This window comes from Enterobacter cloacae complex sp. 277I4 (assembly GCF_050031465.1).
GTDB lineage: Bacteria > Pseudomonadota > Gammaproteobacteria > Enterobacterales > Enterobacteriaceae > Enterobacter > Enterobacter cloacae.
On record NZ_JBLGWC010000001.1, the window covers coordinates 1,339,051 to 1,364,159 of the forward strand.

Consider the following 25,109-nt stretch of genomic DNA (forward strand, 5'->3'; position numbering starts at 1 on the left):
GTTCTGTGGAATGAAAATTGATTCCCAAATTTGGTTATTTTGATAGATGTTCAGGCCCGATTAAAAGCTGTTCATATCAATATTGGAACGCATGCTATGTTGATAAATAAACTGGTTACAATACTAGCAGCACCTGTCGCCCCTTCGGATTCAGGAAAGGGAATGAAATGGCCACTGATTGAGGATAGTTTATCTTTCCCCTCTGATTATATTGAATTTATAAATGAGTATGGTTCAGGTCGCATCGCGGACTTTATTGTTATTTTTAACCCCTTTAGTAAAAATGAAGATGTCAACTTTTTTGAACAATATAAATTTATTTTGGAAGACCTTAATTATCTAATTGAGTCAGATAAGGATTATTATCATTATCAACTGTATCCCAAGGATAATGGGTTGATTCCGTTAGGAGTTACCGATAATGGGGATTATCTATTCTGGGTCGTAAATTCTAAAGATAATAGTGAGTTATGGACTGTTGCTATTATTGCAGCAAGATCACCTGAAGTTGAGTATTTTGATGGTGGGTTTACTGATTTTGTTAAAAGATTATTAAAAAATAAAATTAGATGTAAATCATTCCCTGATGATTTTCCCCCACCTGTTATCAAGTTCGAAAGCATTTGAAATAAGAAGTCGAGATAGTTTTTCCGACTTTATTACTACAATAAATTATGTATATAAAAATTAATTGTAGTTTGATTTTTTTCTTGGGTGGATTATCTAACATCAAGGAATTATATACTAAGGATAGCTTATGCCTATTTCATGTGGTCAATCCAAAACAAAAGATGAGATTAGAATTTTGGAGGAAAAATTCAAAGTCAGTTTACCAGAAGATTATAAAGAATTTCTCAGCTTGAAAAATGGTTTTGTTGTAAAATCTCCGGATTTTTGTGAGCTGGAGTACGTAGATGTCGATGAAGGGATTATCGCTTTTCATGCTCTTTTTGGAATGAATATGAAAAACCCTAATCACGACATTTTTCGTCAAAATGAGAATTTTTTAAATGAACTTGATTTTATTGATGATAAATTAATCATTGGCGATGATTCTGGAGGTAATTTTTACCTTATATTAAATGGCAGTAAAAGCCAGGGTGTTTATTATTGGGATAGAACACATCTGCATGCAGAGGATGATATCCAAAAGTTTGACATCGCTGAGAAAAATGAGTGTGGAAATATTTATAGAATTAGTAATGACTTTACCGATTTTTACGAGAGGATTTGTGATTTGTCACTTAGCACAGGAATGAATGTAACTATTGATCTGTGATTTTTATTTTAAAAAGTATGAAACTCATAATAAAGAGGTTTTCAATGCCAGTGGATATGGAATTTTATGAAGATGATGAAGGTATCTCAGTCGATTTTGTATTATCTGCATTTGGTCCTTTTCTCGTCCAGTGCATAAAACTTGAATCTGATTCGGTCGATGAGAAAATGAAAAAAGACATCGATTTTCTTATTAAGAAACAGAAAGATTTTTTCGAGAAAATCGCAACTGAAACCCAGGTATATAGCAAGCGTATTTATGGTGTGGAGGCAAAAGACTTGATTTTGCTGAAAGTTTATCTTTCCCCAGATGAGGACAATGAATTTGGGTTCATGTTCTCGACCGATTTGGATCAGGAACATGGGATTGGCATCAAATTTAAAGGGCTTGAAGTGAAGAAAATTGGTAGTGGCGAAACAGTATTTTTATAAAATTAGTTATGTCTATCCGATCGGGCAGACCCATTCCTGTGGCAGGACTACCGCCTGCTGCAGGAGTAGCAGGATCGGGTTTTATATCATGAATATTTACGACCCAAATAAAGCCTTTAGCACATCGCATAATGATCCTCCTGATCAATCCCCCCAAATGCACTCACCTGCACGACAAATGTTTTCAAGATTATTAGCCAACGTCCTGATCGAACAGGATGCGGCTTTAAGAGCTGCATTGCCGGGTGGCGGCTACGCCTTACCTGCGAAAACCAATCATCAATTGCCATCATCAAACAAACCCGCCTCGACACTCACCGTAGGCCCGTGCAAGCGTAGCGCCGCCGGGCGCAGCCACGCCTCCGATTAAGCAGATTGCTGCCGCCATTCCCTGACATGGTCAATCAGGGCGCGGAGCTTTGGCGCAATATTGCGACGCTGAGGGAAGTACAGATAAAAGCCAGGAAAATGGGGAAGAAAATCATCAAGCAATGATACAAGCTGACCTCCTTCAATATACGGCCTGAATGTTTCCTGAGTGGCAAGCGTTATGCCGCCACCGGCAAGTGCCAGCCTCAGCATCAGACGCAGATCGTTAGTTGTAATCTGCGGTTCAATCGACAGGTCGAACGCTTTTCCGTTCTCTTCAAATGGCCAGCGATAAGGCGCAACATTCGGGGCTGGTCGCCAGCCAATGCATCGATGATGCATCAGCTTACGCGGGTGAGCGGGTATGCCGTTGGCTGAGAGATAGGAGGGAGAGGCAACCACCATTTCACGTTGCTTTCCGGTAAGCGGAATAGCAATCATATCTTTTTCAATGACTTCTCCGAGCCTCACGCCAGCATCGTAACCTGCTGCCACGATATCAAACTCCTCATCCGTGACAACAATATCAAGCGTCACCGCTGGGTTCGCAGCCGCAAACGAGGCGATTAGCGGACCCGAAAGAAATTCTTCCGCAATCGAGGTCACTGCAATCCTGAGAAGGCCACGTGGCATATCGTCAGAAGCCATATCATCGAATGCGGCTTCAATACCGGCTACCGGTAATGACAGAGATTTATGCAGCCGTTCTCCCGCTTCCGTTAAATTCACTGAGCGTGTCGTGCGCATGACCAGCATTGTCCCAAAGGCATCCTCAAGCCGTCGTATTCCCTGACTGACCGCCGAACGGGTAACGCCCAGCCGTACCGCGGCCTTAATGAAACTATGCTCCTCTGCCACCGCCATGAAAACGGGTAAAAGGTTAAGATCAATCTTCATTGTTTAACGCTGCTAACCAGTTAGTCCAGTAAAAGCAGGATACTGGAACTAATCATCAAGTTCTATTATCTCTTCGAACCCAACTGAAGGAGAGCATTATGGATAAAGTGATATTAATCACCGGCGCATCAAGTGGTATTGGAGAAGGCATTGCCAGAGAGCTGGGAACGGCAGGCGCGAAGGTTTTACTGGGAGCACGCAGAGTGGAGCGTACCGAGGCGATTGCCGCAGAAATTTGCAGTGCGGGTGGTATCGCGAAAGCCCAGCAGCTAGATGTCACAAACCGACAGTCTATGGCTGGCTTCGTACAGGCCGCGCTGGATAACTGGGGCCGTGTTGATGTTCTTATCAACAATGCGGGCGTTATGCCGCTTTCACCGCTTTCGGCTGGCAAACAGGATGAATGGGAACGCATCATTGACGTTAATATCAAGGGTGTGCTGTGGGGTATTGGCGCTGTGCTTCCGCTGATGGAAGCGCAGGAATCTGGTCAGATAATAAACATTGGCTCTATTGGTGCACTTTCCGTTGTGCCAACGGCGGCAGTGTACTGTGCCTCTAAATTTGCGGTACGGGCTATTTCAGATGGTTTACGACAGGAAAGCTCTAAAATTCGCGTAACGTGCGTTAATCCTGGCGTAGTGGAAAGTGAACTGGCATCAACCATTACCCATGCAGAAACCATGGCGGCGATGGATGTTTACCGCGCTGTTGCACTTCAACCTGCTGACATTGCTCGTGCCGTAAGGCATATCATTGAGGCGCCGGAAAGCGTTGATACAACAGAAATCACCATCAGACCAACTGCATCTGCAAACTGAAGCACAACGCGGATCATTACATTCATTTTTATCTAAAAATATATTACCCGGTAATGCATGCCTGGCTGATAGCGTTTGCAATTGTTTTAGGTCTATTTATCAGTCAGGCTTTTTCCACCGGTGTAAATATCAGGACGCGTAATAGTCCATGCATAGTTTTCTCTGTTTACCGGCTCGTAGCCAAACTTTTCATAAAGCCAGGGCGCTGTGGTTGTAAATAACATCACCCTGCGGAGCCGATCAAAAATGGGGTGACTATGTATGCATTCCATAACCCATCTTCCGAGCCCTTCACCCTGGTATTCTTCAAGCACATAAACATCGCAAAGGTAGGCGAAGGTAGCGTAATTTGTTATCAGGCGAGCAAAACCAATCTGATTTTCTTTATGGTAGACGCCGAAGTTAAGGCTGTTTTCGACTGACGCAGAGACAATATCCAGAGGAATGCCTTTTGCCCAGGTCGATCTCGTTAAATATCGATGGATGGCCTGTACATCCAGTTTTTCTCTGTCTGTACTCACCAGGTAGTTATTCTTACTCCATTCATATTTCTCTGAAATATTCACTTTTGTCCTGCCCGTAAGTGAGTGGGGAAATCTACCTTATCATTCGCTATCGAAATTGTAATGCCTGAATCGTCCGGGATTATCAGCCGCTACCTGGCTCAGTGCGCCGGGATATAAGGCTCTTTCACAAACTCCGCCAGCAGCCAGACCATATCGTGCAGCAGCCCGGTCAGGTCTTTTGCCACGTCCGCAGGCTGCGTACCGCCCCTTACCGCACGCGTAAGTGCCAGCGCATAATCCACCTGCAACGTCGTCTCCTGCCAGCAGTCCGGCACACAGGAAACGATCTTTTCCCCCGCAATCAGTTGCTCAACCAGATGCGAGGGGAGTTCTGCATCGCAACGTTCACGCAGGCGTTTCAGTACCGCCAGCAGACGCTCGCAAAGGATGGCATGGGTAAAGGCATCGTCGGTTTCAATCAGCACGCTGACACAGGCGGCGCAGGTGTCTGCCAGTTCGAACAGATCCGCAGAATCGGGAAGGGGCAGATGAGTAAGGTGATACACCGCGCTTTCTTCAGCGAGCGAGTAAGAAAATCCAGGGAGAGTCGTCATTGGGCATCCTCTTCAGGTAAAAAATGTCGCGTCATGCTTGTGGGTTCCTGGCCCCGGTTGCGGATGTGCCGCAACGCAGGCACTTTACGGCGGCAAAAAAAGGAAGAAAAGGGATGCCCATGAATTACATAAGGTTGCTTGCAGGTTTGCGAGGCGGCTTCCAGAAGGGCATTGCCGGATGGCGGTTATGTCTTATCCGGCCTACAAAAACCACCAACCAAACCGGCCGCTACTCCTCGCTTATCATCGTCAAGAACCGCTTCACCGTCCGCGAGCGTTCAAAGCGCCGCCAGCACAGCGCGATATCGGTATAAAGCTCCGGTGAGCTCAGCGCGTGGTAGGTGACATTCGGCGGAGAGATGGCCGCCATCGATTTCGGCACCAGCGCGAAGCCGCCGCCTGCAGAGACCATGCTCAGGGAGGACGAGAGCTGAGACGACTGCAGCGCGTGCTGTACGTCTATTCCGGCCCGTTCGCAACAGCTGTAAACCCGGTCGAACAGGCCGGGCGCGACTTCCTGCGGGAACAACACCACTGGCGTATCCCGAAGCTGCTCCAGCGCCAGATCGCCGCTTGTTGCGAGCGGATGGTCGCGATGCAGTGCCACCACCATCGGCTCCCGGTCGAGGATTTTTAACTCGAATGCCTTGCTGCTCTCACACGGCAGCCGCACGAAGGCGATATCCAGTTCCCCCTCCGCCAGCATCGCCGTCAGCGAAGACATATTGGCCTCCACCTGGTGTACCTGCACCGCCATGTTCTGTACCTGAAACTGACGAATGAGCGCGAAAATTTTGGGATGAAAAGCATCTGAACTGGTGATGCCAATCGACAGGTTACCGTTCAGACCGCGCGCGATGCCGCGGGCTTTCTCCAGCGCGGCGTCGCTCAGCGCCAGGATCTTACAGGCGTCCTCGTAGAAGGCTTCTCCCGCTTCGGTTAGCTCCACACCTCTCGTCAGACGCCTGAACAGCGGCGTGCCCACTTCCTCTTCGAGCCGTTTGATCTGCTGACTCAGAGGAGGCTGTGAAATACCCAGCGCTTTGGCCGCCCTGGTGAAGTGTCGCTCGCGTGCAACCGCGACAAAATACCGCAGATAACGAAGTTCCATATCAAAAACGTCTCAAACCAGCATGGATTCTATATTGGAACTCTCTGCTGAATCGGGTCAACATTTATTTAACCTTTATAAATAAAGTTGAAGAGGACGAGCATGATGATGCACTCATCTGCCTGCGACTGTGAGGCGAGCTTATGCGAGACCCTGCGCGGGTTCTCCGCTAAGCATCCTGACAGCGTGATCTATCAGACATCGCTAATGAGCGCCCTGCTAAGCGGCGTCTACGAGGGGGACACCACCATCGCCGATCTGCTGGCACACGGTGATTTTGGTCTGGGCACCTTCAACGAGCTGGACGGCGAAATGATTGCCTTCAGCAGCCAGGTGTACCAGCTGCGCGCCGACGGCAGTGCACGCGCCGCGAAGCCAGAGCAGAAAACGCCGTTCGCGGTGATGACCTGGTTCCAGCCGCAGTACCGCAAAATTTTTGATGCGCCGGTCAGCCGTCAGCAGATCCACGACGTGATCGACCAGCAAATTCCCTCGGATAACCTGTTCTGCGCGCTGCGCATCGACGGCAACTTCCGCCACGCCCACACCCGTACCGTACCGCGTCAGACGCCGCCATACCGCGCGATGACCGACGTGCTGGACGACCAGCCGGTGTTCCGCTTTAACCAGCGCGAAGGGGTACTGGTCGGGTTCCGCACGCCGCAGCATATGCAGGGCATCAACGTGGCTGGCTATCACGAACATTTCATTACCGACGACCGTCAGGGTGGGGGACATCTGCTGGATTACCAGCTGGAGAGCGGCGTGCTCACCTTTGGCGAAATACACAAGCTAATGATTGACCTGCCCGCCGACAGCGCGTTTTTACAGGCCAACCTTCACCCCAGCAACCTTGATGCAGCGATCCGTTCCGTCGAAAACTAACAGGAGAACTACCGTGAACAGTGAGAAACAGTCACGTCAGTGGGCGCACGGCGCCGATATGGTTGTCGGCCAGCTGGAAGCGCAGGGCGTGAAGCAGGTGTTCGGGATCCCGGGGGCGAAAATCGACAAAGTCTTTGACTCCCTGCTGGATTCGTCCATCGAAATCATCCCGGTACGCCACGAGGCGAATGCGGCGTTCATGGCGGCGGCGGTAGGGCGTCTGACCGGCAAGGCAGGGGTGGCGCTGGTTACCTCCGGGCCGGGCTGTTCGAACCTGATCACCGGCATTGCCACCGCCAACAGCGAAGGCGACCCGGTGGTGGCGCTGGGCGGAGCGGTGAAGCGGGCGGATAAAGCCAAACTGGTGCACCAGAGCATGGACACGGTTGCCATGTTCAGCCCGGTCACCAAATACGCAGTGGAAGTCAGCTCTCCGGATGCGATTGCTGAAGTGGTATCGAATGCGTTTCGTGCCGCCGAGCACGGCAGGCCGGGGGGCGCGTTCGTCAGCCTGCCGCAGGATATTGTTGACCAGCCCGCTACGGGCGCGATTTTACCGGCCAGCGGCCCGGCGCTGATGGGCCCGGCTCCCGAATCGGCCATTAACGATGTGGCGAAGCTCATCGACAAAGCCAAAAACCCGGTGATCCTGCTGGGGCTGATGGCGAGCCAGCCTGCCAACAGCGCGGCGCTGCGTAAGCTGCTGGAGAAAAGCCGCATTCCGGTCACCAGCACTTATCAGGCCGCCGGGGCGGTGAACCAGGAGCACTTCACCCGCTTTGCCGGACGCGTCGGTCTGTTCAATAACCAGGCGGGCGACAGGCTGCTGCATCTGGCGGATCTGATTATCTGCATCGGCTACAGCCCGGTGGAGTATGAGCCTTCCATGTGGAACAGTGGCGACGCCACGCTGGTGCACATTGACGTGCTGCCGGCCTATGAAGAACGCAATTATGTACCGGATCTGGAGCTGGTTGGGGATATCGCCGAAACGCTGAACCTGCTCGCTAACCGGATCGATCACAAGCTGGAGCTGAGCCAGCGTGCGTCAGAGATCCTGGTCGATCGCCAGCATCAGCGCGATCTGCTCGATCGCCGCGGTGCCTCGCTCAACCAGTTTGCCCTGCATCCGCTGCGTATCGTGCGGGCCATGCAGGACATCGTGAATAACGACGTGACCCTGACCGTCGACATGGGCAGCTTCCACATCTGGATCGCCCGCTACCTCTACAGCTTCCGGGCGCGTCAGGTGATGATCTCCAACGGTCAGCAGACCATGGGCGTTGCGCTGCCGTGGGCTATTGGCGCGTGGCTGGTCAACCCCGGGCGCAAAGTGGTCTCGGTGTCCGGCGACGGCGGCTTCCTGCAGTCAAGCATGGAGCTGGAAACCGCCGTGCGTCTTAATGCCAACGTGCTGCACATCATCTGGGTGGATAACGGCTACAACATGGTCGCCATTCAGGAAGAGAAAAAATACCAGCGCCTTTCCGGCGTGGAGTTCGGCCCGGTCGATTTCAAAGCCTATGCCGATGCCTTTGGCGCCAGGGGTTTTGCCGTGGAGAGCGCCGATGCCCTTGAACCGACGCTGCGTGCGGCGATGGATGTGAATGGCCCGGCCGTGGTGGCCATTCCCGTTGACTACAGCGATAACCCGCTGCTGATGGGCCAGCTCCATCTCAGCCAGATTTTGTGACTCACTATAAGGACAGAGAAATGCAAAAAGTTGCTCTCGTAACCGGCTCAGGCCAGGGGATTGGTAAAGCGATTGCGCTGCGCCTGGTGAAAGATGGCTTTGCCGTCGCTATCGCCGACTATAACGATGAGACGGCGCGAGCCGTTGCCGATGAAATCATCCGTAACGGCGGTAATGCCATCGCCGTGAAGGTGGATGTCTCTGACCGCGACCAGGTGTTTGCGGCGGTTGAGAAAGCCCGCACCGCGCTGGGCGGTTTCAACGTGATTGTGAATAATGCCGGGATTGCGCCGTCTACGCCCATCGAATCCATCACGCCGGAGATTGTCGACAAGGTCTACAACATCAACGTCAAAGGGGTGATCTGGGGCATGCAGGCCGCGATTGACGCGTTTCGCAAAGAGGGACACGGCGGCAAGATCATCAATGCCTGCTCCCAGGCGGGCCATACCGGTAACCCCGAACTGGCGGTATACAGCTCCAGTAAATTCGCGGTTCGTGGCTTAACCCAGACCGCAGCACGGGATCTCGCGCCGCTGGGGATCACCGTTAACGCCTACTGCCCGGGCATCGTGAAAACGCCAATGTGGGCGGAGATTGACCGCCAGGTGTCAGAGGCGGCAGGTAAACCGCTTGGCTATGGCACCGAAACCTTTGCCAAACGTATTACGCTTGGCCGCCTGTCCGAACCGGAAGATGTCGCCGCCTGCGTTTCGTATCTCGCCGGGCCAGATTCCGACTACATGACCGGCCAGTCTCTGTTAATCGATGGTGGGATGGTGTTCAACTAAAAACGTAATACTAATAAGCTCTGACATGAGTTTTCCCCTGCCCCCGTGCAGGGGCTTTTTTTTGTCTCCTCCGCCATTGTGCATTACACTGCGCGCTGCAAAACTTTAGTCATGACGATTTGACAGGCGGTAACAGCGATGAACGGTACAATCACAACGTGGTTTAAAGATAAAGGCTTTGGATTTATCAAAGATGAAAACGGTGACAACCGCTATTTTCATGTGATTAAGGTCGCCAACCCTGATCTGATCAAGAAAGATGCGGCGGTGACTTTTGAGCCAACCACCAATAACAAAGGCCTTTCCGCCTATGCGGTGAAGGTGATCCCGGAAAGTAAGCACCTCTATATTGCGGGCGAGCGCGTGAAGCTCACCTCCATCAAATCCTTCGTGGTGTTTAGCGAAGAAGAGCCTGCGGATACGGGCATCGACAAAGAGAACGCGGTGCTGTCTGTCGGGCTGCTGATGAATAACATCAAACCGAAAACCGACAAAAAACCGGGCGAAATGCGCACGGTGAAGAAGCTGGCGATCACCACCTTCCAGAACACCACGCTGATCTTTACCGAAGATGAAATCGATATCGATGCCACGGTTAAGCTGCTGAAGTAATCTGTTGCCGGGTGGCGTTTCGTGCATTCTGACCCTCTTCCCTGAAGAGAAGAGGGTAAAATGGTTGCCTGTTCAGGCGATCCACATCATTCCCGCAGGGGTTATTTCTCGATCATCTGAACAATTTGGTCGCGGTTGATGGCATGTTCATTTCCGGCAACATCTTCATAGGTAATTAAACCGTTATCATCATCAACTTCTGGTTTTCCATGCGTAATAATCATCTCACCATTTTTCTTCTGTAAGACATAGTCACTTGAACATCCTGCAAGGGTAAGTGACAGAAATACCAGACTAAAAACTGCAACTAACTTCTTCATCTTCATACCTGATTTAAAAAAGCCACGACGGGCCGAAAGGCGTTACTGATAATCCAGTCATTAAAATTGAGTCATCAGTAACACTGCATAGATTATGAATATAAATATGAGCGAGCCTATGACGGCGCGGCGTTCAAGTGGCGTGACAACTTTTTCCTGTTTGTCATGGGGGTTCGTTAACATTCTTTTCTCTCCGTTATCCAGCCAGCGTACCCGAGACGTTCACCGGCAGGTGATAGTGCCCGGCAATATGCAGGAAGCGATCGACATTGGCGGAATGGCAATTCCAGCCGTAATCCCTGCTGAGTAATTTATATTTCCCTGTCCCGAAGCGGTGGTAGGGCAATAACTCGACACCCAGAAAATTACGCCGTCCGTGGGTCAATGAAGCAATTAACGCCAGTAACTTCGCCGCCTGATCCGGTGCGTCATTAAATCCAGGGATCACCGGGATGCGGATAATGATCTGCTGATCTCCCTGTAATAACCGGGCAAGATTGCGCACAATCGTTTTATTGCTGACGCCGGTAAAACGTTTATGCAGCGTGTCGTCTGCACTTTTTAAATCGTACATAATCAGATTGCAGCCAGCGGAAGCCTGATGAAGCGCATGCCAGGAGGCATAGCCAGCAGTTTCAAGGGTGATATGAATATCCTCGGTCTTCAGTCGATCAATAAGCGCCCGGGCAAAATTGGGCTGGGTAGCCACTTCGCCGCCGCTCAGCGTGACGCCGCCGCCGGACTGCCGGAACCAAATCTCGTCCGCCATCACCCGTTCAAAGACCGTCCCTGCGCTGACATGCTCACCAACTACGCCGATCGCGGCGGTGGGGCAGTGTGCTTCGCACAGGCCACAGCCTGTACAGCTACGGTCGCGTTCCAGGGTGTGAATATTCTCCATCCGCCGATGAAGCCCTGTCGGGCACAACGCCGCGCATTTGCCGCAGTGCAGGCAGCGGTCAGCGTGGTAAAAGAGCTCCCTGCCGGGGGTTATTCCCTCCGGGTTGGCGCACCAGGTGCAGCGCATCTGGCAACCTTTGAAAAAGACAATACTGCGGATCCCTGGCCCATCATGTAACGAAAACCGCTGAATGTTGGAGATCCAGCCGGACACCTGATCAGAAGGATCGCTGAGTGGTTCTGCTGATAATCTCATCCTGGACCTCTTTACTTAATTCAACGAAGAACGCGCTGTATCCCGCTACCCGAATCATCAGGTTGCGATAGTCGGCGGGATTTTGCTGGGCCTTACGCAGCGTCTCATCGTCCACGTAGCTGAACTGCAGCTGGGCATTTCCCAGAACGCTGGCGGTGCGCAGCAGGTGGATCAGGCTGTTCTGCCCCTCTGTCGTTTCCAGCATGCCGTACATCAGCTTGATGTTATGCACCATGCCAATGTCCATCTCTTCAACGTTAATCCGGCTGACGGAGTTGATAATGGCGGTAGGGCCGAGGTAATCCGTTTGCTGAGCCGGGCTTATCCCGTCTGCGAGCGGTTTACCTGCCAGACGCCCGGAGGGCAGTGCGCCGGTGATAAGCCCGAACGGCGTGTTATTGGAGATAGAGAGCGTGCCGAAGGCGAACGGCGCATACAGCATCCGGTACCGGCGGTGCTCCTGCTCAATAAAACGCACCAGCTCCCGTGCGATCTCGTCCACGGCCAGAATGTCGTTACCGTACTTCGGTGCCCGCAGACAGGCGGTCTGGATCTCGTCGTAGCCGACAAAATTGTGGTCGAGTGCTTCTACGATCTCCGGCAACGTGAAGCGGGAGGTTTCATAGACCAGAGTTTTGATCGCCATCAGCGAGTTCACGCAGTCGGCGAGGCCGGTCCAAATCAGGCCCGGTCCGGCATTCAGGGAGGCGCCGCCCTGGGTGACATCTTTTGCCGTCGCCATACACCCGTCGATAAAGCATGACATCAGGGGCTTACGGGCATGCTCGGCGTGCAGTTTTTGCACAACCCGCGTGGCCTGTGCCGCGTTGCGAACGATGGCGGAGAGCTGGCTTCGCACCGCCTGTTCTACCTCTTCATACGTGGTAAATTGCGTCACATCGCCGGTTGCCGGGCCGCACGGCTTTCCGGCACGATTGTGGCCGTTGCGCAGCGCCAGCTCGATGGCGGCCGTAAAGGTGGTGTAACCCACCGAGGTCCACTGGTACATTTTTCCTGACTTCTGCGGCTCGACGCAGCCCATCAGACAGTAGTCGCGGGCGTCTTCGTAGCTGAAGCCTTTATGTAGCATCATTCTGATATGCGCATCGTCAAAGTGGCAGGCCGGGAATCCCATCCCGCTGCGCACGACGTCGACCACTTTGCGCATAAACGGCTGGGGAGACTGGTTGTGGATACGTACCGCCAGCCCGGGCTGGTAGATTTTTAATTGTGCCGAGCAGTCCATGATCATCAGGGTCAGCGGGTTGGTGGCGTCGCCGCCTTCGCGTTTCTGCCCACCCACCACAAGATTGATAAAAGGCTGGTAACCCGCAAAATACATGGCCGTCGGTTCACTGCAGATCCACAGGGTTTCGGCCATTTTGATCATCCAGCAGCAGAGCAGCTCTTCTGCCTGCTGCCGGGTGAGCGTACCGTCGTTGAGATCGCGTGCCAGCAGCGGCCAGAGATATTGATCGACGCGGCCAAGAGAGATGCCGGTCTGGTTCTCCTCCAGCATAAAGAGAGAGTGAACGAACCAGATTGCCTGTAGCGCATCGTGAAAATGGCGCGGCGGATGTTCCGGTACGTGACGACAAATGTCGGCAAGCTGCAGCAGCTCGTCCCTGCGCAGAGGATCCTTTTCCGTTTCGGCAAGCTGCGTCAGGTAGCGCGAGTAGCGTTGTGCATAGGTCACTACACCGTCGCAGGTATGCAGCATAGCCGTGTAAAAATTAAAGGCGTCGCTATAGTCGGGCGTAGTCGGATCGAGTGTAGCCAGACGTGCCGATGCTTCGTCCCGAATCCCTTTTATGCCTTTGCCAAGCAGGAGCGTGTCGTAGCCCGGGCAGGAGTCGCCACCGCCGTTTTGGGTTTTGATGGTGACATCGCAGATCCCGTCGTCGTGGCACCACTCCCACAGCCCGAGCGTCGTGAGCCGGGTTTGCGCCATCTCGTCCAGCGAGCGACCTTCCCAGTAAGGAAATACCTCTTCCCGCAGCAAACGCCGTGTTTCATCATCAATCTGGTACGGGTCCTGCGCGCGATGGGGGAGGTTATCCAGCTCTCCGGCCACCCAGCGCCAGCTTATTTCAGGCGAGACTTCGCCGCCCCGTGCTCCCCCGGCCGGATGGCTGACGATCAGTTCATTATCGGCCACGTACAGGGGAGCCTTTTCACAGGCGCGGCGGAAGGCCAGCGCCCTTAACAGGGTGTTATCCATCCCGGGGTTTTCTTTATACACTTCGGTGACGCTGACGGCCCGGTGTGCAGAGACAAAAGGCTTTGCCTGCAGGTACTTATCACGAAGCTGTATCACTCGCAGGGAAAGATGTTCTGTGTTCATGCTGTCTCTCCTCAAATGGCGATGACGATCAGTCCTGCCACAATGCAGCAGATCCCAACCTTTTCGAGAATGCTGCTGCGCAACTGGTAAAACAGGCTGCTCATAAGCGTAATCATGACTATCCCCATACCTGACCAGAGGGCGTAGGCCGCTACAGGTGAAATGGCTCCCATAAGCATCGACAGGGCATAAAATGAAATGACGTAGCACACCAGACATTGAATGGTTAGCGGGATATTTTTAAAGTTATCCGTTTTAGGGAGCAGAAGCGTGCCGATAACTTCCATCGTGACTGAAATAATCAGCCAAAACAGATAGGTTAATAGAGTAAACATAATTGTTCGCTGTGTTATTTATTTTGCTTAATCGCCAGGTTTAATATGATTATTCCACTGATGACCAGGCATAAACCCATCCATGCATTCTGCCCGAGCGTAAAATGAAAAATACGCGTCTGAATATAGCTAATGCTGAATATGCCGAACGCAGACCAAATTGCGTACGCCACGCCAATATGAATTCTGCGTAATGCGAGGGATAAAAAATAATAACTGATTCCGTAGCATATTATCGCAGCGGTTCCCACAGCAGGACGCTGAAAACTGTTTGAGAGCGATAATAATGTTGTGGCAATCACTTCAATGGATACCGCCGCAATCAGTGCGGTAACGCTTTTGGATAACGTCATTGAATTATTCTCACAAAATAAAATAATACGTAGGGATTACAATAAAACCGATGCTGTGTGTTCTCCTCCCGGAAATGAATAATTTAAATATAAGAAATTAAACACACATCCGTGTGCTTACAGAATAAAGGTCCCTTCAATAATCAGACACGCTTCACCCGTCAGCGCGATACGCCCGTTATCCTTAATATGGCAAATCAGCTCTCCTTTACGGCATCCCCCCTGTTGGGCATGCAGCGTTTTCTTGCCCAACTTTTCACTCCACAGCGGTGCCAGAAAGGTGTGCGCGGAGCCCGTCACCGGATCTTCGTCCACACCTACCTGAGGGCCAAACCAGCGAGAACGAAAATCATAGGTGCGTGATGCAGCGGTAACGACTACGCCACGCGTGTTAAAAGTATTGAGGGCGGCAAAGTCAGGGTTAAGGGTGTCTAACTGCGCTTCGTCATCAATCACCACGATGAGATCGGCGGCTTGCCAGATTTCGCCTGTCCCTTCTTCCAGCCCCAGCGCGCTAAGCAACCCCTGCGGAGCCTCAATGAGAGAGGGGATGGACTGTGGAAAATCGAGCGTGAATTTGCCGCCGTTTGAGGTCACCGTCAGTTCACCGCTGCGCGAGAAGAAGCGAATGCTGTCGCCAGCACTTTCGTTACTTAACAGAACGCTGGCCGCCGCGAGCGTTGCATGGCCGCAGAGATCGACTTCCACCGCAGGCGTAAACCAGCGGATCCTGAAACCGTCGTCCTGTTTAACCACGAACGCGGTCTCAGAAAGGTTATTTTCTGTGGCGATATGCTGGAGAACAGAGTCTTCTGGCCAGGCGTCCAGCAGGCAGACTGCTGCTGGGTTGCCGGTAAAGGGGCCGTCAGAGAAGGCGTCAACCTGGTAAAACGGGATGCGCCGGGGGCTGTTATTTTTCACCCATCACCTCAAGATCGTTATAGACCGTATAGCGGGTCACTCCCAGGGCCTGCGCCGCGTGCTGGACACCGCCTCGCATTTTGAAAATGCCTTTAGCATGCATTTCCGCAACAATTTTAAGCCGCTGTGCTTTCTGGACTTTTTTACCCGGGACCGAATGCTTATCAATAATTTCCTGGATGGACTGCTCGATGATACCTCCCAGGTTCATATCCTGCGGGTCCGTCTCTGCAAGCGGGCTGACCGCTATCGCGTCCAGGTACTTGCGCATTTGCTCATAAGGGGAGGTATCGACATTGATGCAAAAGGCCATTAACGGTACCCCTTCATCACTGTAGTAAATGGTTGAGGCGCTGTTCAGGATCTTCCCGGATGCAGTGACGGTTTTATAATTTTTGACTGTAACCGGGGTGCTGTCCTGGCTGTTTTTCAGCAGCAGAGCAAAGCCTTTGTCCTTTTCAGGACCGGATAAGAGATTGTCACCCGCCTTTCTACCGCTCACATGCCCGTTGATAATTTTTACAACGGACTGTTCAGGTGTGGTCAGGTTGTGCAACACAATCTCCTGGTTCGCCGACAACGTACCTGCCAGTGCTTCCATTGCCGCTTCCAGTGGCCCGGAAATCAGTTCAATATGTTTCGCGTAATCTGATTTCATTCGTGTTCCTCTCTATCCGGCATGGTCAGATGTTCTGTTTAATCGCTCGTTTTCATTTCCGTCCCTTGCCATTCCTGGCTGAGACGGCCTCTCCGTAGCGTCAAATTATACCTGTTATGTTTAAATATCAACAAAAAGTTGATGTTGGTGTTATGTGCGCGTAGATTTCAGGGCTCACCGTACGGTTAAAGAGACCGGAACAGCATAATTTTTAAGGAATACGATGAAGATCCTGAGCGTAATGGTGGCCGTAGTGCTGCTGACAGCATGCCAGCTGGTACGGCCTTTTGGCGAGGCTACGACCTATCAACCCTTCACTGTTTCTGCCCATCCCGGGCTGGATGGGCGCTATCACTGTATGCGAAGCGCACTCATTGCGGACGGCTACGACGTGGAGCTGATTTTCCCTGAGCGGGATACCCCCAACTTTTTTGATATTGCTAAAGGGGACAGGCTGATTGCCCAGATCGATATGTCTCATACAACGGGGGCAAACTTTATCGATATTACCCTCATCTCTGGTGCAAAACAGACCAATGAAGAACTTGCTCGGGTGTTAACACCCTGTGTTGGCGGGTGATTGTCGAAATAGTGGGACATGTGGGCGGTCCCCCTTCCCGTATCGTCCGCGTAACTGAGAAGTCATAATTCAACAAAAAGTTGATTATTACTCATTGTGTTTATAATATACCCCCACTGGCATCCGTTAAGGGGGGTATATGAACAGCGATCGTCAAAAGAACACCGGCTGGAGCAAATGGTCAGAGCGAGGCTTCGTTTATGCCGTCGTTCTGCTTTGCATCATCAACTACGTTTACCAGCTCTTTCGCATATTTTCTGCCTGAGGTTCGCCGCCTTATGCCAGACGGGTGAGAAAGAGGCATTTTCCCGCCTGACAAAAACAAATGAAGCATTAGTTAAGCTGTTATTACTTTTCGTAATCAGTATAAATCACTAAAAAAAATAGTTTTTCAGACAAAAAACCTCACAAATTTAGTGGTAATTACAATTCAACATTATCATTTATAAACTGTGGAATTATAAATTGGAGTGGTTTTTTGCTTCATTTTTCTTTCTGTTTTTGGTGTGTTTGACTGCTTTTTTGCATTTTATGTGGTTAAAGGGGTTGGTTTTTTCACTGATTGACACATTTATCGTTACTAAACACAATATAACCTCACAGTGACAGTGGTATTAATCCTGAAGCCAGTTTTAGGGAGGTATTCGTATAAAAAAGAATAGGGATCTTGTCGCCTGTCAGGCAGCGTGTAGCGGTTATATTGTGGAATTTAATAATGGCTCCCGTCTCTGGATAAACCGGGAAACATTGCTTGTCGGATGGATTGATAATTCGCAGGCTCCCCGAAAAGGAGGGATGCGTTTTCAGAAGACAAAGATGAATCTTTTTGCCTATCTTCTGGAGCACGCAGTCCGAAAAGAGATCAGCCGCGATGAATTATTACATCAGGTATGGGAAAAGTACGGCCTTAAGTCATCCAGCAGGCAATTATGGCATGCAATAGGCCAGCTGAAACTCAGCCTGTTTACATTGGGTATCCCTTACGAATTTATTTCGTCAAATAAAGGGAAGACCTATTCGCTCGAAAAAGTGAAGGTCTTCTTTATTACCCAGGCTGAGATTAATGATGAAGCATTTTAAGAATGCATAAGCAACTTAACTTTTTTTAAATGAGATTGTAAGGATGTCTAATCAATTTAAGATATTTCTGGCGGTATGCACTTATGCCATCACCAGCACTCTGGTTTATGCCGCGAGTTCGGGGACGATCACCTTTACCGGTTCGGTAAACAGTGAGACCTGTGCGGCGGTGGTAAATAATGGTAGTGCTGATGGCACGGTATCTTTACCCGCCGTACCGACCTCAGCATTAAGTGCAGCAGGAGCGACAGCGGGGGCAACCGCGTTCACCATTAATTTGACCGGTTGTGACCCTGCAAATACTAAAACCCGCGCTTTTTTTGAAGCGGGGGGACAGGTTAACAGCGCCGGGCGCTTAAACAACTCGGATACCGCCGGAGCAACAAACGTCGAGCTGGAATTGCTTGATGTGGATGACAACAGCTCCGTCATTATGGCGGGTGACTATGCTTCACAGTCCACGTCCGGAACCACGATTGATGCGTCGTCCAGTACCGGCACGCTGAATTATGCCGTCCGTTATTATGCGACCGGGGCGGCGACATCCGGGGCAGTAGCCAGCTCTGTGACGTACAGTATTATTTATCTCTGATTTAATCGCACAGTACGGATATAACAATAATTAAACAAGGAGTGTGATCTTCTTGAGGTCTGTCGTCGGCCTGAGGAATCAGGCCGTTTTTTACCAGAATGGAACAATATGAAATTAAAATTTATCGGTACGCTTATTTTATTCTGTTTTTTTAATCATATCGCTGCGGCAGCGATCTCTCTTTCCGGAACGCGCGTTATCTATCCGCAGGGAAAAAAAGAGATAGCGCTGGAAATTAAAAATCATGGCTCACAGCCGGTGCTGACCCAAAACTGGATAGATGACGGAAACAGTGAGGCATCACCCGACAAACTGAATACGCCTTTTGTAATTACGCCGCCTATCGCCAGAATTAATCCGGAACAGGGGCAGTCATTGCGTATATCTGCTGTGGAAAATACGCTACCCCGGGACCGGGAATCGGTTTTCTGGATCAATGTACTGGAAATTCCGGCGGTCAATAAAACGGCGGTAAATAAACTGCAAATGGCTTTCCGGACACGCATTAAATTATTTTATCGCCCTGAAGGCCTCGCCGGAACACCTGAAAAAGCCGCGCAGCAGCTCAGCTGGCGAAAAGTATCTACCACGCAGCTGGAAGCAATCAATAACACGCCCTGGAGCGTTTCTCTGGCAGGGGTGGCATCCGGTAACTGGAAGACGGTGGGGGATGTCGTGCCTGCCTGGGGCAAAAAAACGTTCACGATAAAACGCGGACATGCTCTCGCCTCCGGCGGAGATATCACCTGGACATATATCAATGATTATGGTGCTGAGCGTTCCGCAAATGGTCTCCTGAAAAATTAATTCACAGGACTCGGATGTTATGAAGAAGGGATTATCGGTATGGCCACCGCTTTCAGGCGTGGCTTGCGGGGTGATTTCTGCGCTGTTTTTCTCTTCCGGCGTTCAGGCTGACGATGACATACAGTTTGACAGTAATTTTTTGCGCATCTCACATCCGGAAAAAGTCGACCTGTCGGCGTATATGAAAAACGGACTGCCGGCGGGCCGGTACCGGGCGGATATTTACCTGAATAATAAGCTGGTCATGATCGATGATATTCGCATTAGCGGAAAAGAGACTGACTCGCAGAGAATTCTGTTGTCGCCAGCGACCGTCGCAGGATTACAGTTAAAACAGAACAGACTGTGTGTAAATAACGACGGGCAATGGTGCGATCTGCAGGCTGTCCTGCCAGAAAGTCATCTGGAATTTAACGGCGGCAGACAGCGGCTTGATGTCAGTATTCCCCAGGCCCTGCTGCAGCATGCCGCGCGCGGCCAGGTAAGCCCGGCGCTCTGGGATGCCGGGATCCCTGCGCTATTACTGGGTTATAACGTGAATGGTTACCGCAGCGAGAATAGCGGCGGAGAATATAACAACCTCTATGCGGCGCTGAACGGTGGGCTGAATATCGGCTCCTGGTATTTTCGCCATAACGGGACGTTAAGCTGGCAGCAGCAGAATGGCACGCAGCAGAAAAAATATACCGTGCTTAACAGCTACGTGCAGCATCCACTGGCGGGTATTGAGGGAAACCTGACGTTAGGGGAATCGAACACCTCCGGGCAGCTATTTGACTCTGTGGCGTTTACGGGGGCATCGGTCGCCAGCGATGACCGGATGCTGCCCGCCTCCCGGCGGGGGTACGCGCCGGAGATCCGTGGCGTGGCGCAAACCAACGCGAAAGTGATGGTACATCAGAACGGTAAACTCATTTACGAGACGTCTGTTTCGCCCGGGGCCTTTGTTATCAACGATCTGTATCCGAGCGGTTATGGCGGCGATCTGAACGTCACGGTACGTGAGGCGGACGGCTCACAACATTTTTTTGACGTTCCCTATGCATCGGTTGCGCAGCTGCTGCGCCCGGGAACACACCGTTACAGCGCGACGGCGGGCAGGCTGAGGGGGGATTATCTCAGTGAACGTCCGGCATTTGGTGAAGTGACCTATCAGCGGGGGCTGACGAACCGCCTGACCGGCTCAGGAGGGATACAGGCGACGTCATTTTATCAGGCCATGCAGGCCGGCTTTGCGGTGGGAACGCCTGTCGGCGCGGTGTCATTCGATACCACCTGGTCGCAAACCCGGCTAAGAGAACAGACGCTGCGGGGAGAAAGCATCCGGCTGAGTTACAGCAAATTTATTCCGGCGAGCCAGACGCAGTTTTCCCTGGCTACCTGGCGATACTCGACGGGAAATTATCTTTCTCTGATGGATGCCGCCCTTTTACATCAGCAGCGGCCTGGTGAGGGAACAGACGGACGGACAGGTAAAACCCGCAATCGTATGACGCTGACCCTCAACCAGGGGTTACCCGATAAATGGGGACAGCTGTATGTGACGGGTATTCTGCAGGATTACTGGGGCCGAAAAGGCCACGACCAGCAGTATCAGGCGGGCTACACCCTGACCACGGGCAGGGTGAACTGGAATCTGGGGGTTAACCGCAGCCGCACGGCCGGGGGCGATTTTCAAAATATCTGGACACTGAGTTTCAACATGCCGCTGGGAGGGATCTCCTCGCCGCTGCTTACCGGGCAGATGTCGCGTGACGGCCAGGGACATTTCAGCGAGCAGGTTGCGCTCTCCGGCAGTGCAGGTGAACGACAGCAATTTAGCTGGAATGCCGGGGCATCGCATCAGCATCAGTCGGGAGATTCCGGGCAAATTGGCGGCACGTGGACCGGGCCGGTTTCCACCCTCACGGCAAACTATGCCCAGGGTCAGGCGTGGAAGAGTGGCTCTCTGGGAATGAGCGGTACCGCAGTCGCGCATTCCGGCGGCGTGACTTTCTCTCCCTGGACCGGCAACACCTTCGCGCTGGTTGAGGCGAAAGGTGCTGAAGGGGCGGAAATACCGGGCTACGCCGGAACGCGCGTTAACCGTGCTGGTTATGCGCTGGTGCCAAATCTGATGCCCTATCAGAAAAACAGCGTGTCGTTAGATCCCACCTCGGTAGATGATGATGTAGGTCTCGACAGTACCAGCCAGCAGGTGATCCCATACGCGGGTGCCGTGGTGAAAGTTAAGTATCGCGCCGCTGAAGGCGTGCCGGTTCTGATAACGGTACGCCGGAGCAACGGAGAAGGTGTGCCTTTCTCGGCTCGTGCCATCGATGCCAGTCATCAGACAGTGGGATATGTCGGGCAGGGGGGGCGCCTGTATGCCCGTCTGACGCAGCAAAGTGGGGTACTGGAACTTCGCTGGGCGGATGATGCAGCGTCCCGCTGCAAAATGAAGTATTCGCTCCCGTCCACGGCGGGCAAAAAATTGCTGACCTTCGACGCAATCTGTAATTAATACGACGTAACAACGTCAGGACGCTAATGAAAGTTTTAGTTTGTGTATTTACTGATAATGAATTTTTCTTTTCAGCCATGGTGGAATTGATCGCCTCGCATCCGCTATTAGCGAAAAAATATACGCTGTGTAAAATCCGTTCAGATGAGACAGGTGCGTGGATGCGGTCAGCCAATAATGAACATATGATTATTGCAGGGCCGGACATGGAATCGCTGGTCAGAATTTTTTGCCTGGAAAAACAATGGGATTATTTGACCGCGCGTTACAATGCCCGCGAAATGCAGGAGTTTCTGTCCCGGAGAATAAACCGACAGCATGAAGCAAAAAAACACCTTGTACGAACAAGAACACACTTAAAACTTTCAACGCAGGAGTTGCGCGTGCTGTCCTGGTTTATTCTTGGGATATCGCCGCATAACATGTCCAGACATTATGGTTTATCAATTAAAACGATCAGCACCTATAAGCGGCGCCTGATGGATAAACTTTATATTAAATCTGATGCCGAGCTGTTTAAGGTGGGCTTGATGTATCAAACATACCGTAACCATTTTGGCTGATTGATGAGGGTTGAATGAACATTTCCGTAAAGGCAGGGGCGGTGATATTTCTGTTTCTGATGGTAATTTCACAAGCGGTAATGGCTGAAACCTGCTCGCTAAGCAGTACGTCATCTTTTAAGGGAGGGAGTATTGTTTCGACACCATTGAATTATGCAAAAATTTCAGTAAGTAATGATATGCCTGATGGTACAGTGTTATATCAGCAGCGATATCGGCCTGGATTTAGTAGCGTTACTGTAAATTGTGATAAAGCGGCGACGTGGTATTACATAACAACCATGACCAGTACCCCTCAGCCTTTATCTGGTTGGTCAGGCACGGTTATACCATCGGAAAGTACATCATGGTCTTCATGGGCAGGAAAAATTTATGAAACAGGGCTCCCGGGTATTGGATTAACGTATTCTATGCTTAGTGCCCATGGTGCTGTTCCTGCCAATATAGGAGGTTCGTGTGCTGCCAGTACCAGCTGTACTGAATCGAGTTCTATGTTGAGCGTCTATCTTACTTTAGTAAAGACTGGCCCGGTAAGTCCAGGCGTAATAAACGCTGCTAATTTTCCTACGATGAATATGGCTTTAGGCAGAAAGACCAGTGCCGTAGACCTGTTCACATTATCATTCTCTGGTTCTATAGATGTGTCACTCCCGACCTGTACTACGCCAGATTATACTATTTTACTCGGAAAATGGACCACCAGTAGTTTTAACGGAAAAGGTAGTACAACTCCCTGGGTTCAGTCAGATATACATCTAACCAACTGCGAGGTATTTAATGGAAGCCAGGTGACCTCCTGGGATAATGTATCGTCAGATAATGGCACCATTTCTACAGGCACATTTAAAAATAACGCATGGTCTATATCATTTTCACCCGTTAGCTCACTAATTGATGCAACTAATGGGATCATGTCAGTTGATAATAGTACATCAGATGCCGCTACGGGAATTGGGATCCAGATTAGTGCAGGAGATGTTGCTACTGCAGATACAAATATCATTGATTTCGGCCTCCCGATTACCGGAGGACTTCCTTCTGATGGTACAGGTAGTATAATTATTCCCCTTTCTGCAAGATATATCCAGACAGAAGATAGTGTTACGGCAGGAACTGCAAACGGGAAAATAATTTATACGATAAGCTATCTTTAGCGTGATTTGATCTGCCAGCAGCGCCTAAAAAAGCCTCTGCTAAAAGAGGCTCAGGCAATCTTTTCTCACTGTTATGGCGTTAAACGTGTTTTGCCGTGAGGGCAGGTTTTGAAAATGCATCGTGTTGTTGAAGCGCAATACGGGGTTTCAGGCTCTCTGTCACCCGGGCAGCTGGACATGTTGTGCATGACTCGCCAGAGTGTCGGACTGTATTTATCAATTTGTATAATGTTTACGGCACGTAATTTTTCGGAAATAATAAAACCGTTGTTGTTAACCTTAATTTTATCACCCGGTTTGATAAGATAATCACCTTTATACCACAGCAAATATTTATGGTTATGTTGCGTGATTATTTTGGTAAAGAAGGTGCCTGTGATGGGACTGACAATAGTGCCTAATGAAATCCATGATTTTGTTATTTCCACTCATCTACCTTTTTAACACATAAAATACTCTATAAATACAGTTTAGCCACCTCAGTAGAGAGTACATAATAGTTATTGCCTATTCATAAGATTAACGCTGATAAGCATCCGATAAATCTGCTGTCAAATATACGACAATACTTTACATTGATAAAACATTACGTTGAATATTTAACAAAAGTAATAATATGTTTGTGCTGCGGCGGTAATAAATGTTTAAATATTAAACGACAGTCCGGGTTTAATGTTCCTCCCACAAAGATAACACCTCCTCAACATTTCTTACGCCATCGCGAAAATAATTAACATGGCGTTTTTCGATAAAAAAGACTTCAAGGGATAAGAGAAGGAACAGCAACACCACAAAAATAACGAGAAAATTTTTGATCATAATTTGTACCATATGACATAAAACCAGGCGGGATAGAGCTTTTCAATGACCTGATGAATTTGAAAACAGGTTTATCACCACCACACCCGCAATGATCAGCCCCATCCCTGCCAGGGCGGCCATATCCAGTTTTTGGCCATAAACAACCCATCCCACCAGACTAATCAGGACAATTCCGGCTCCTGACCATATCGCATAGATAATGCCCGTCGGTATGGTTCGCATGGGAATGGTTAACGACCAAAACGCAAGAAGGTAGAAAAGAACCGTAACGGTGGCAGGCCATAGCCGGGTAAAGCTGTCGGATAATTTTAATGCTGTTGTTGCAATAACTTCACAAATAATTGATATAAAAAGAAAAAGGTAGCTATTCATATAAAGGCCTGTCACAACATACTTCTGTATCACCCAAATCGGGTGGAAAAATAATATCAACATTTAGTTGTAAATTAAACTTAGTGTTTAGTTTTGTGTGAGCCAGCGCACCTTCTCAGGCCAGCTTAAAAACAGAAAATTTTCTGGTGATCGGCGCTATCGCTTCCGTATCCCCGTAGAGCGCAATGGCGACGAATTCCAGTGCTTCAAGCGTGGTTTCTTTCGTTGCCTGAATCTGGGCTTCAGAGGAGGGGCCAAGCATCGTCGTCGTAAAGAAATTAAACGGGATCCCCGCTTCCTGAGATTTCAGTGCCGCGGTTTTTAACTGATTGCTGTTTTTGGCCTGCAGGATCACGACCGGGTAATGGCTAAGATAAGCATTCAGCCCGCTTTCAGCGTTTGGGTAGTCATGGAAGAGGGCATCATCCGCCTTGCGCATGATCCCGGCGGCCAGGTGGGCCGTGGCATTCAGCAGCAACGCCGGATCCTGCGTGCGGTTAACAACGACATAGAGTTTTTTTTGATTGTCTTCAAACATCT

General features: G+C 50.5%; 31 protein-coding genes. 17 read left to right on the top strand and 14 right to left on the bottom strand.

Features of this window, described 5'->3' with window-relative positions; genetic code table 11:
- Positions 1-162: 162 nt before the first annotated feature.
- The 4 genes from ACQG19_RS06395 to ACQG19_RS06410 all read left to right on the top strand — a co-directional run bounded on the left by ACQG19_RS06395 (position 163) and on the right by ACQG19_RS06410 (position 2,080).
- A complete protein-coding gene (locus tag ACQG19_RS06395) occupies positions 163-627 on the top strand; it encodes an SMI1/KNR4 family protein (protein WP_232519539.1) in 465 nt (154 codons plus the stop codon).
- A gap of 130 nt (positions 628-757) precedes the next feature.
- Entirely contained in the window at positions 758-1,279 is a 522-nt protein-coding gene (locus ACQG19_RS06400) for an SMI1/KNR4 family protein (RefSeq protein ID WP_246931597.1), read from the top strand.
- A gap of 44 nt (positions 1,280-1,323) precedes the next feature.
- The gene (locus ACQG19_RS06405) at positions 1,324-1,710 is read left to right on the top strand and encodes a hypothetical protein (protein ID WP_095907489.1); all 387 of its coding nucleotides are present in this window, start codon (positions 1,324-1,326) and stop codon (positions 1,708-1,710) included.
- An 88-nt stretch (positions 1,711-1,798) separates the two neighbouring features.
- Complete coding sequence (locus tag ACQG19_RS06410; RefSeq protein ID WP_126850885.1) at positions 1,799-2,080, top strand: hypothetical protein; 282 nt, start codon at positions 1,799-1,801, stop codon at positions 2,078-2,080.
- Here the strand turns inward: ACQG19_RS06410 and ACQG19_RS06415 are convergent.
- Positions 2,077-2,976 (bottom strand): LysR substrate-binding domain-containing protein, encoded by a 900-nt coding sequence (locus ACQG19_RS06415; protein WP_246931594.1) that lies wholly within the window; start codon positions 2,974-2,976, stop codon positions 2,077-2,079. The genes ACQG19_RS06410 and ACQG19_RS06415 overlap by 4 nt on opposite strands.
- A gap of 98 nt (positions 2,977-3,074) precedes the next feature.
- On the opposite strand from ACQG19_RS06415, the gene ACQG19_RS06420 reads away from it, so the two are divergent.
- Positions 3,075-3,797, top strand: coding sequence for an SDR family oxidoreductase (locus ACQG19_RS06420; protein WP_095907491.1), 723 nt, complete (start codon positions 3,075-3,077; stop codon positions 3,795-3,797).
- A 92-nt stretch (positions 3,798-3,889) separates the two neighbouring features.
- Here ACQG19_RS06420 and ACQG19_RS06425 read toward each other — a convergent pair whose 3' ends face one another.
- The 3 genes from ACQG19_RS06425 to ACQG19_RS06435 all read right to left on the bottom strand — a co-directional run bounded on the left by ACQG19_RS06425 (position 3,890) and on the right by ACQG19_RS06435 (position 6,028).
- The gene (locus ACQG19_RS06425; protein WP_246931592.1) at positions 3,890-4,363 is read right to left on the bottom strand and encodes a GNAT family N-acetyltransferase; all 474 of its coding nucleotides are present in this window, start codon (positions 4,361-4,363) and stop codon (positions 3,890-3,892) included.
- 98 nt (positions 4,364-4,461) lie between these two features.
- A complete protein-coding gene (locus ACQG19_RS06430) occupies positions 4,462-4,917 on the bottom strand; it encodes a hypothetical protein (RefSeq protein WP_246931591.1) in 456 nt (151 codons plus the stop codon).
- A 229-nt stretch (positions 4,918-5,146) separates the two neighbouring features.
- Entirely contained in the window at positions 5,147-6,028 is an 882-nt protein-coding gene (locus ACQG19_RS06435; RefSeq protein WP_020684590.1) for a LysR family transcriptional regulator, read from the bottom strand.
- 105 nt (positions 6,029-6,133) lie between these two features.
- On the opposite strand from ACQG19_RS06435, the gene budA reads away from it, so the two are divergent.
- The 4 genes from budA (at position 6,134) to ACQG19_RS06455 (ending at position 10,009) form a co-directional block, all read left to right on the top strand.
- The gene (gene budA / locus ACQG19_RS06440; protein WP_095908436.1) at positions 6,134-6,913 is read left to right on the top strand and encodes an acetolactate decarboxylase; all 780 of its coding nucleotides are present in this window, start codon (positions 6,134-6,136) and stop codon (positions 6,911-6,913) included.
- Positions 6,885-8,606 (top strand): acetolactate synthase AlsS, encoded by a 1,722-nt coding sequence (gene alsS / locus ACQG19_RS06445; RefSeq protein ID WP_176601416.1) that lies wholly within the window; start codon positions 6,885-6,887, stop codon positions 8,604-8,606. Before budA ends, alsS begins: the two co-directional genes overlap by 29 nt.
- A gap of 20 nt (positions 8,607-8,626) precedes the next feature.
- Positions 8,627-9,397, top strand: a complete 771-nt coding sequence (locus ACQG19_RS06450) for a (S)-acetoin forming diacetyl reductase (protein WP_013097651.1) — start codon at positions 8,627-8,629, stop codon at positions 9,395-9,397.
- Positions 9,398-9,535: 138 nt separating this feature from the next.
- On the top strand, positions 9,536-10,009 hold the full coding sequence (locus ACQG19_RS06455) for a cold-shock protein (protein ID WP_038981039.1): 474 nt from the start codon (positions 9,536-9,538) through the stop codon (positions 10,007-10,009).
- Positions 10,010-10,110: 101 nt separating this feature from the next.
- Here the strand turns inward: ACQG19_RS06455 and ACQG19_RS06460 are convergent, their stop codons facing one another.
- The 7 genes from ACQG19_RS06460 to ACQG19_RS06490 form a co-directional block, all read right to left on the bottom strand.
- Positions 10,111-10,329 carry a YgdI/YgdR family lipoprotein gene (locus ACQG19_RS06460; protein WP_029883734.1) on the bottom strand — a complete coding sequence of 73 codons (219 nt, stop codon included), beginning with the start codon at positions 10,327-10,329 and terminating at the stop codon, positions 10,111-10,113.
- Between the two features lie 196 nt (positions 10,330-10,525).
- Complete coding sequence (locus ACQG19_RS06465; protein WP_246931589.1) at positions 10,526-11,485, bottom strand: glycyl-radical enzyme activating protein; 960 nt, start codon at positions 11,483-11,485, stop codon at positions 10,526-10,528.
- Entirely contained in the window at positions 11,448-13,829 is a 2,382-nt protein-coding gene (cutC, locus tag ACQG19_RS06470) for a choline trimethylamine-lyase (protein WP_246931588.1), read from the bottom strand. The genes ACQG19_RS06465 and cutC overlap by 38 nt, the downstream gene beginning before the upstream one ends.
- A gap of 11 nt (positions 13,830-13,840) precedes the next feature.
- On the bottom strand, positions 13,841-14,164 hold the full coding sequence (locus ACQG19_RS06475) for a DMT family transporter (RefSeq protein ID WP_058651695.1): 324 nt from the start codon (positions 14,162-14,164) through the stop codon (positions 13,841-13,843).
- Positions 14,165-14,178: 14 nt separating this feature from the next.
- Positions 14,179-14,517 (bottom strand): DMT family transporter, encoded by a 339-nt coding sequence (locus ACQG19_RS06480; protein WP_029883738.1) that lies wholly within the window; start codon positions 14,515-14,517, stop codon positions 14,179-14,181.
- A gap of 117 nt (positions 14,518-14,634) precedes the next feature.
- Entirely contained in the window at positions 14,635-15,438 is an 804-nt protein-coding gene (locus tag ACQG19_RS06485) for a PhzF family phenazine biosynthesis protein (RefSeq protein WP_108453292.1), read from the bottom strand.
- The gene (locus ACQG19_RS06490; protein ID WP_029883740.1) at positions 15,428-16,096 is read right to left on the bottom strand and encodes a helix-turn-helix transcriptional regulator; all 669 of its coding nucleotides are present in this window, start codon (positions 16,094-16,096) and stop codon (positions 15,428-15,430) included. The genes ACQG19_RS06485 and ACQG19_RS06490 overlap by 11 nt, the downstream gene beginning before the upstream one ends.
- 223 nt (positions 16,097-16,319) lie before the next feature.
- On the opposite strand from ACQG19_RS06490, the gene ACQG19_RS06495 reads away from it, so the two are divergent.
- The 8 genes from ACQG19_RS06495 (at position 16,320) to ACQG19_RS06530 (ending at position 23,375) form a co-directional block, all read left to right on the top strand.
- Positions 16,320-16,676 (top strand): hypothetical protein, encoded by a 357-nt coding sequence (locus tag ACQG19_RS06495; RefSeq protein WP_246931587.1) that lies wholly within the window; start codon positions 16,320-16,322, stop codon positions 16,674-16,676.
- A 139-nt stretch (positions 16,677-16,815) separates the two neighbouring features.
- Positions 16,816-16,941 (top strand): hypothetical protein, encoded by a 126-nt coding sequence (locus ACQG19_RS06500; protein ID WP_255250417.1) that lies wholly within the window; start codon positions 16,816-16,818, stop codon positions 16,939-16,941.
- 437 nt (positions 16,942-17,378) lie between these two features.
- Positions 17,379-17,756 carry a hypothetical protein gene (locus ACQG19_RS06505; protein ID WP_130626529.1) on the top strand — a complete coding sequence of 126 codons (378 nt, stop codon included), beginning with the start codon at positions 17,379-17,381 and terminating at the stop codon, positions 17,754-17,756.
- 43 nt (positions 17,757-17,799) lie between these two features.
- On the top strand, positions 17,800-18,348 hold the full coding sequence (locus ACQG19_RS06510) for a fimbrial protein (RefSeq protein ID WP_246931586.1): 549 nt from the start codon (positions 17,800-17,802) through the stop codon (positions 18,346-18,348).
- A 108-nt stretch (positions 18,349-18,456) separates the two neighbouring features.
- Positions 18,457-19,155: a fimbrial biogenesis chaperone gene (locus ACQG19_RS06515; protein WP_246931585.1), complete on the top strand. Its 699-nt coding sequence runs from the start codon at positions 18,457-18,459 to the stop codon at positions 19,153-19,155.
- 19 nt (positions 19,156-19,174) lie between these two features.
- Complete coding sequence (locus ACQG19_RS06520) at positions 19,175-21,658, top strand: fimbria/pilus outer membrane usher protein (RefSeq protein WP_246931584.1); 2,484 nt, start codon at positions 19,175-19,177, stop codon at positions 21,656-21,658.
- 26 nt (positions 21,659-21,684) lie between these two features.
- Entirely contained in the window at positions 21,685-22,221 is a 537-nt protein-coding gene (locus ACQG19_RS06525) for a helix-turn-helix transcriptional regulator (RefSeq protein ID WP_222168528.1), read from the top strand.
- A gap of 14 nt (positions 22,222-22,235) precedes the next feature.
- The gene (locus ACQG19_RS06530; RefSeq protein ID WP_246931583.1) at positions 22,236-23,375 is read left to right on the top strand and encodes a fimbrial protein; all 1,140 of its coding nucleotides are present in this window, start codon (positions 22,236-22,238) and stop codon (positions 23,373-23,375) included.
- 71 nt (positions 23,376-23,446) lie between these two features.
- Here the strand turns inward: ACQG19_RS06530 and ACQG19_RS06535 are convergent, their stop codons facing one another.
- The 3 genes from ACQG19_RS06535 to ACQG19_RS06545 form a co-directional block, all read right to left on the bottom strand.
- Entirely contained in the window at positions 23,447-23,803 is a 357-nt protein-coding gene (locus ACQG19_RS06535) for a hypothetical protein (RefSeq protein ID WP_222168530.1), read from the bottom strand.
- A gap of 433 nt (positions 23,804-24,236) precedes the next feature.
- Positions 24,237-24,569, bottom strand: coding sequence for an SMR family transporter (locus ACQG19_RS06540; RefSeq protein ID WP_146257225.1), 333 nt, complete (start codon positions 24,567-24,569; stop codon positions 24,237-24,239).
- A 115-nt stretch (positions 24,570-24,684) separates the two neighbouring features.
- Entirely contained in the window at positions 24,685-25,107 is a 423-nt protein-coding gene (locus ACQG19_RS06545) for a DUF2000 domain-containing protein (protein ID WP_222168531.1), read from the bottom strand.
- Positions 25,108-25,109: the final 2 nt, after the last annotated feature.

What these genes read in the sequence shown, in the direction of transcription:
- ACQG19_RS06530 (WP_246931583.1), top strand. Translation starts at nt 22,236, where the DNA reads ATGAACATTTCCGTAAAGGCAGGGGCGGTGATATTTCTGTTTCTGATG.
- ACQG19_RS06520 (WP_246931584.1), top strand. Translation starts at nt 19,175, where the DNA reads ATGAAGAAGGGATTATCGGTATGGCCACCGCTTTCAGGCGTGGCTTGC.
- ACQG19_RS06400 (WP_246931597.1), top strand. Translation starts at nt 758, where the DNA reads ATGCCTATTTCATGTGGTCAATCCAAAACAAAAGATGAGATTAGAATT.
- ACQG19_RS06515 (WP_246931585.1), top strand. Translation starts at nt 18,457, where the DNA reads ATGAAATTAAAATTTATCGGTACGCTTATTTTATTCTGTTTTTTTAAT.
- ACQG19_RS06410 (WP_126850885.1), top strand. Translation starts at nt 1,799, where the DNA reads ATGAATATTTACGACCCAAATAAAGCCTTTAGCACATCGCATAATGAT.
- budA (WP_095908436.1), top strand. Translation starts at nt 6,134, where the DNA reads ATGATGCACTCATCTGCCTGCGACTGTGAGGCGAGCTTATGCGAGACC.
- ACQG19_RS06490 (WP_029883740.1), bottom strand. Translation starts at nt 16,096, where the DNA reads ATGAAATCAGATTACGCGAAACATATTGAACTGATTTCCGGGCCACTG.
- ACQG19_RS06455 (WP_038981039.1), top strand. Translation starts at nt 9,536, where the DNA reads ATGAACGGTACAATCACAACGTGGTTTAAAGATAAAGGCTTTGGATTT.
- ACQG19_RS06510 (WP_246931586.1), top strand. Translation starts at nt 17,800, where the DNA reads ATGTCTAATCAATTTAAGATATTTCTGGCGGTATGCACTTATGCCATC.
- cutC (WP_246931588.1), bottom strand. Translation starts at nt 13,829, where the DNA reads ATGAACACAGAACATCTTTCCCTGCGAGTGATACAGCTTCGTGATAAG.
- ACQG19_RS06405 (WP_095907489.1), top strand. Translation starts at nt 1,324, where the DNA reads ATGCCAGTGGATATGGAATTTTATGAAGATGATGAAGGTATCTCAGTC.
- ACQG19_RS06395 (WP_232519539.1), top strand. Translation starts at nt 163, where the DNA reads ATGAAATGGCCACTGATTGAGGATAGTTTATCTTTCCCCTCTGATTAT.
- ACQG19_RS06465 (WP_246931589.1), bottom strand. Translation starts at nt 11,485, where the DNA reads ATGAGATTATCAGCAGAACCACTCAGCGATCCTTCTGATCAGGTGTCC.
- ACQG19_RS06480 (WP_029883738.1), bottom strand. Translation starts at nt 14,517, where the DNA reads ATGACGTTATCCAAAAGCGTTACCGCACTGATTGCGGCGGTATCCATT.
- ACQG19_RS06420 (WP_095907491.1), top strand. Translation starts at nt 3,075, where the DNA reads ATGGATAAAGTGATATTAATCACCGGCGCATCAAGTGGTATTGGAGAA.
- ACQG19_RS06495 (WP_246931587.1), top strand. Translation starts at nt 16,320, where the DNA reads ATGAAGATCCTGAGCGTAATGGTGGCCGTAGTGCTGCTGACAGCATGC.
- ACQG19_RS06540 (WP_146257225.1), bottom strand. Translation starts at nt 24,569, where the DNA reads ATGAATAGCTACCTTTTTCTTTTTATATCAATTATTTGTGAAGTTATT.
- ACQG19_RS06460 (WP_029883734.1), bottom strand. Translation starts at nt 10,329, where the DNA reads ATGAAGAAGTTAGTTGCAGTTTTTAGTCTGGTATTTCTGTCACTTACC.
- ACQG19_RS06545 (WP_222168531.1), bottom strand. Translation starts at nt 25,107, where the DNA reads ATGTTTGAAGACAATCAAAAAAAACTCTATGTCGTTGTTAACCGCACG.
- ACQG19_RS06435 (WP_020684590.1), bottom strand. Translation starts at nt 6,028, where the DNA reads ATGGAACTTCGTTATCTGCGGTATTTTGTCGCGGTTGCACGCGAGCGA.
- ACQG19_RS06430 (WP_246931591.1), bottom strand. Translation starts at nt 4,917, where the DNA reads ATGACGACTCTCCCTGGATTTTCTTACTCGCTCGCTGAAGAAAGCGCG.
- ACQG19_RS06525 (WP_222168528.1), top strand. Translation starts at nt 21,685, where the DNA reads ATGAAAGTTTTAGTTTGTGTATTTACTGATAATGAATTTTTCTTTTCA.
- ACQG19_RS06500 (WP_255250417.1), top strand. Translation starts at nt 16,816, where the DNA reads ATGAACAGCGATCGTCAAAAGAACACCGGCTGGAGCAAATGGTCAGAG.
- alsS (WP_176601416.1), top strand. Translation starts at nt 6,885, where the DNA reads ATGCAGCGATCCGTTCCGTCGAAAACTAACAGGAGAACTACCGTGAAC.
- ACQG19_RS06450 (WP_013097651.1), top strand. Translation starts at nt 8,627, where the DNA reads ATGCAAAAAGTTGCTCTCGTAACCGGCTCAGGCCAGGGGATTGGTAAA.
- ACQG19_RS06415 (WP_246931594.1), bottom strand. Translation starts at nt 2,976, where the DNA reads ATGAAGATTGATCTTAACCTTTTACCCGTTTTCATGGCGGTGGCAGAG.
- ACQG19_RS06475 (WP_058651695.1), bottom strand. Translation starts at nt 14,164, where the DNA reads ATGTTTACTCTATTAACCTATCTGTTTTGGCTGATTATTTCAGTCACG.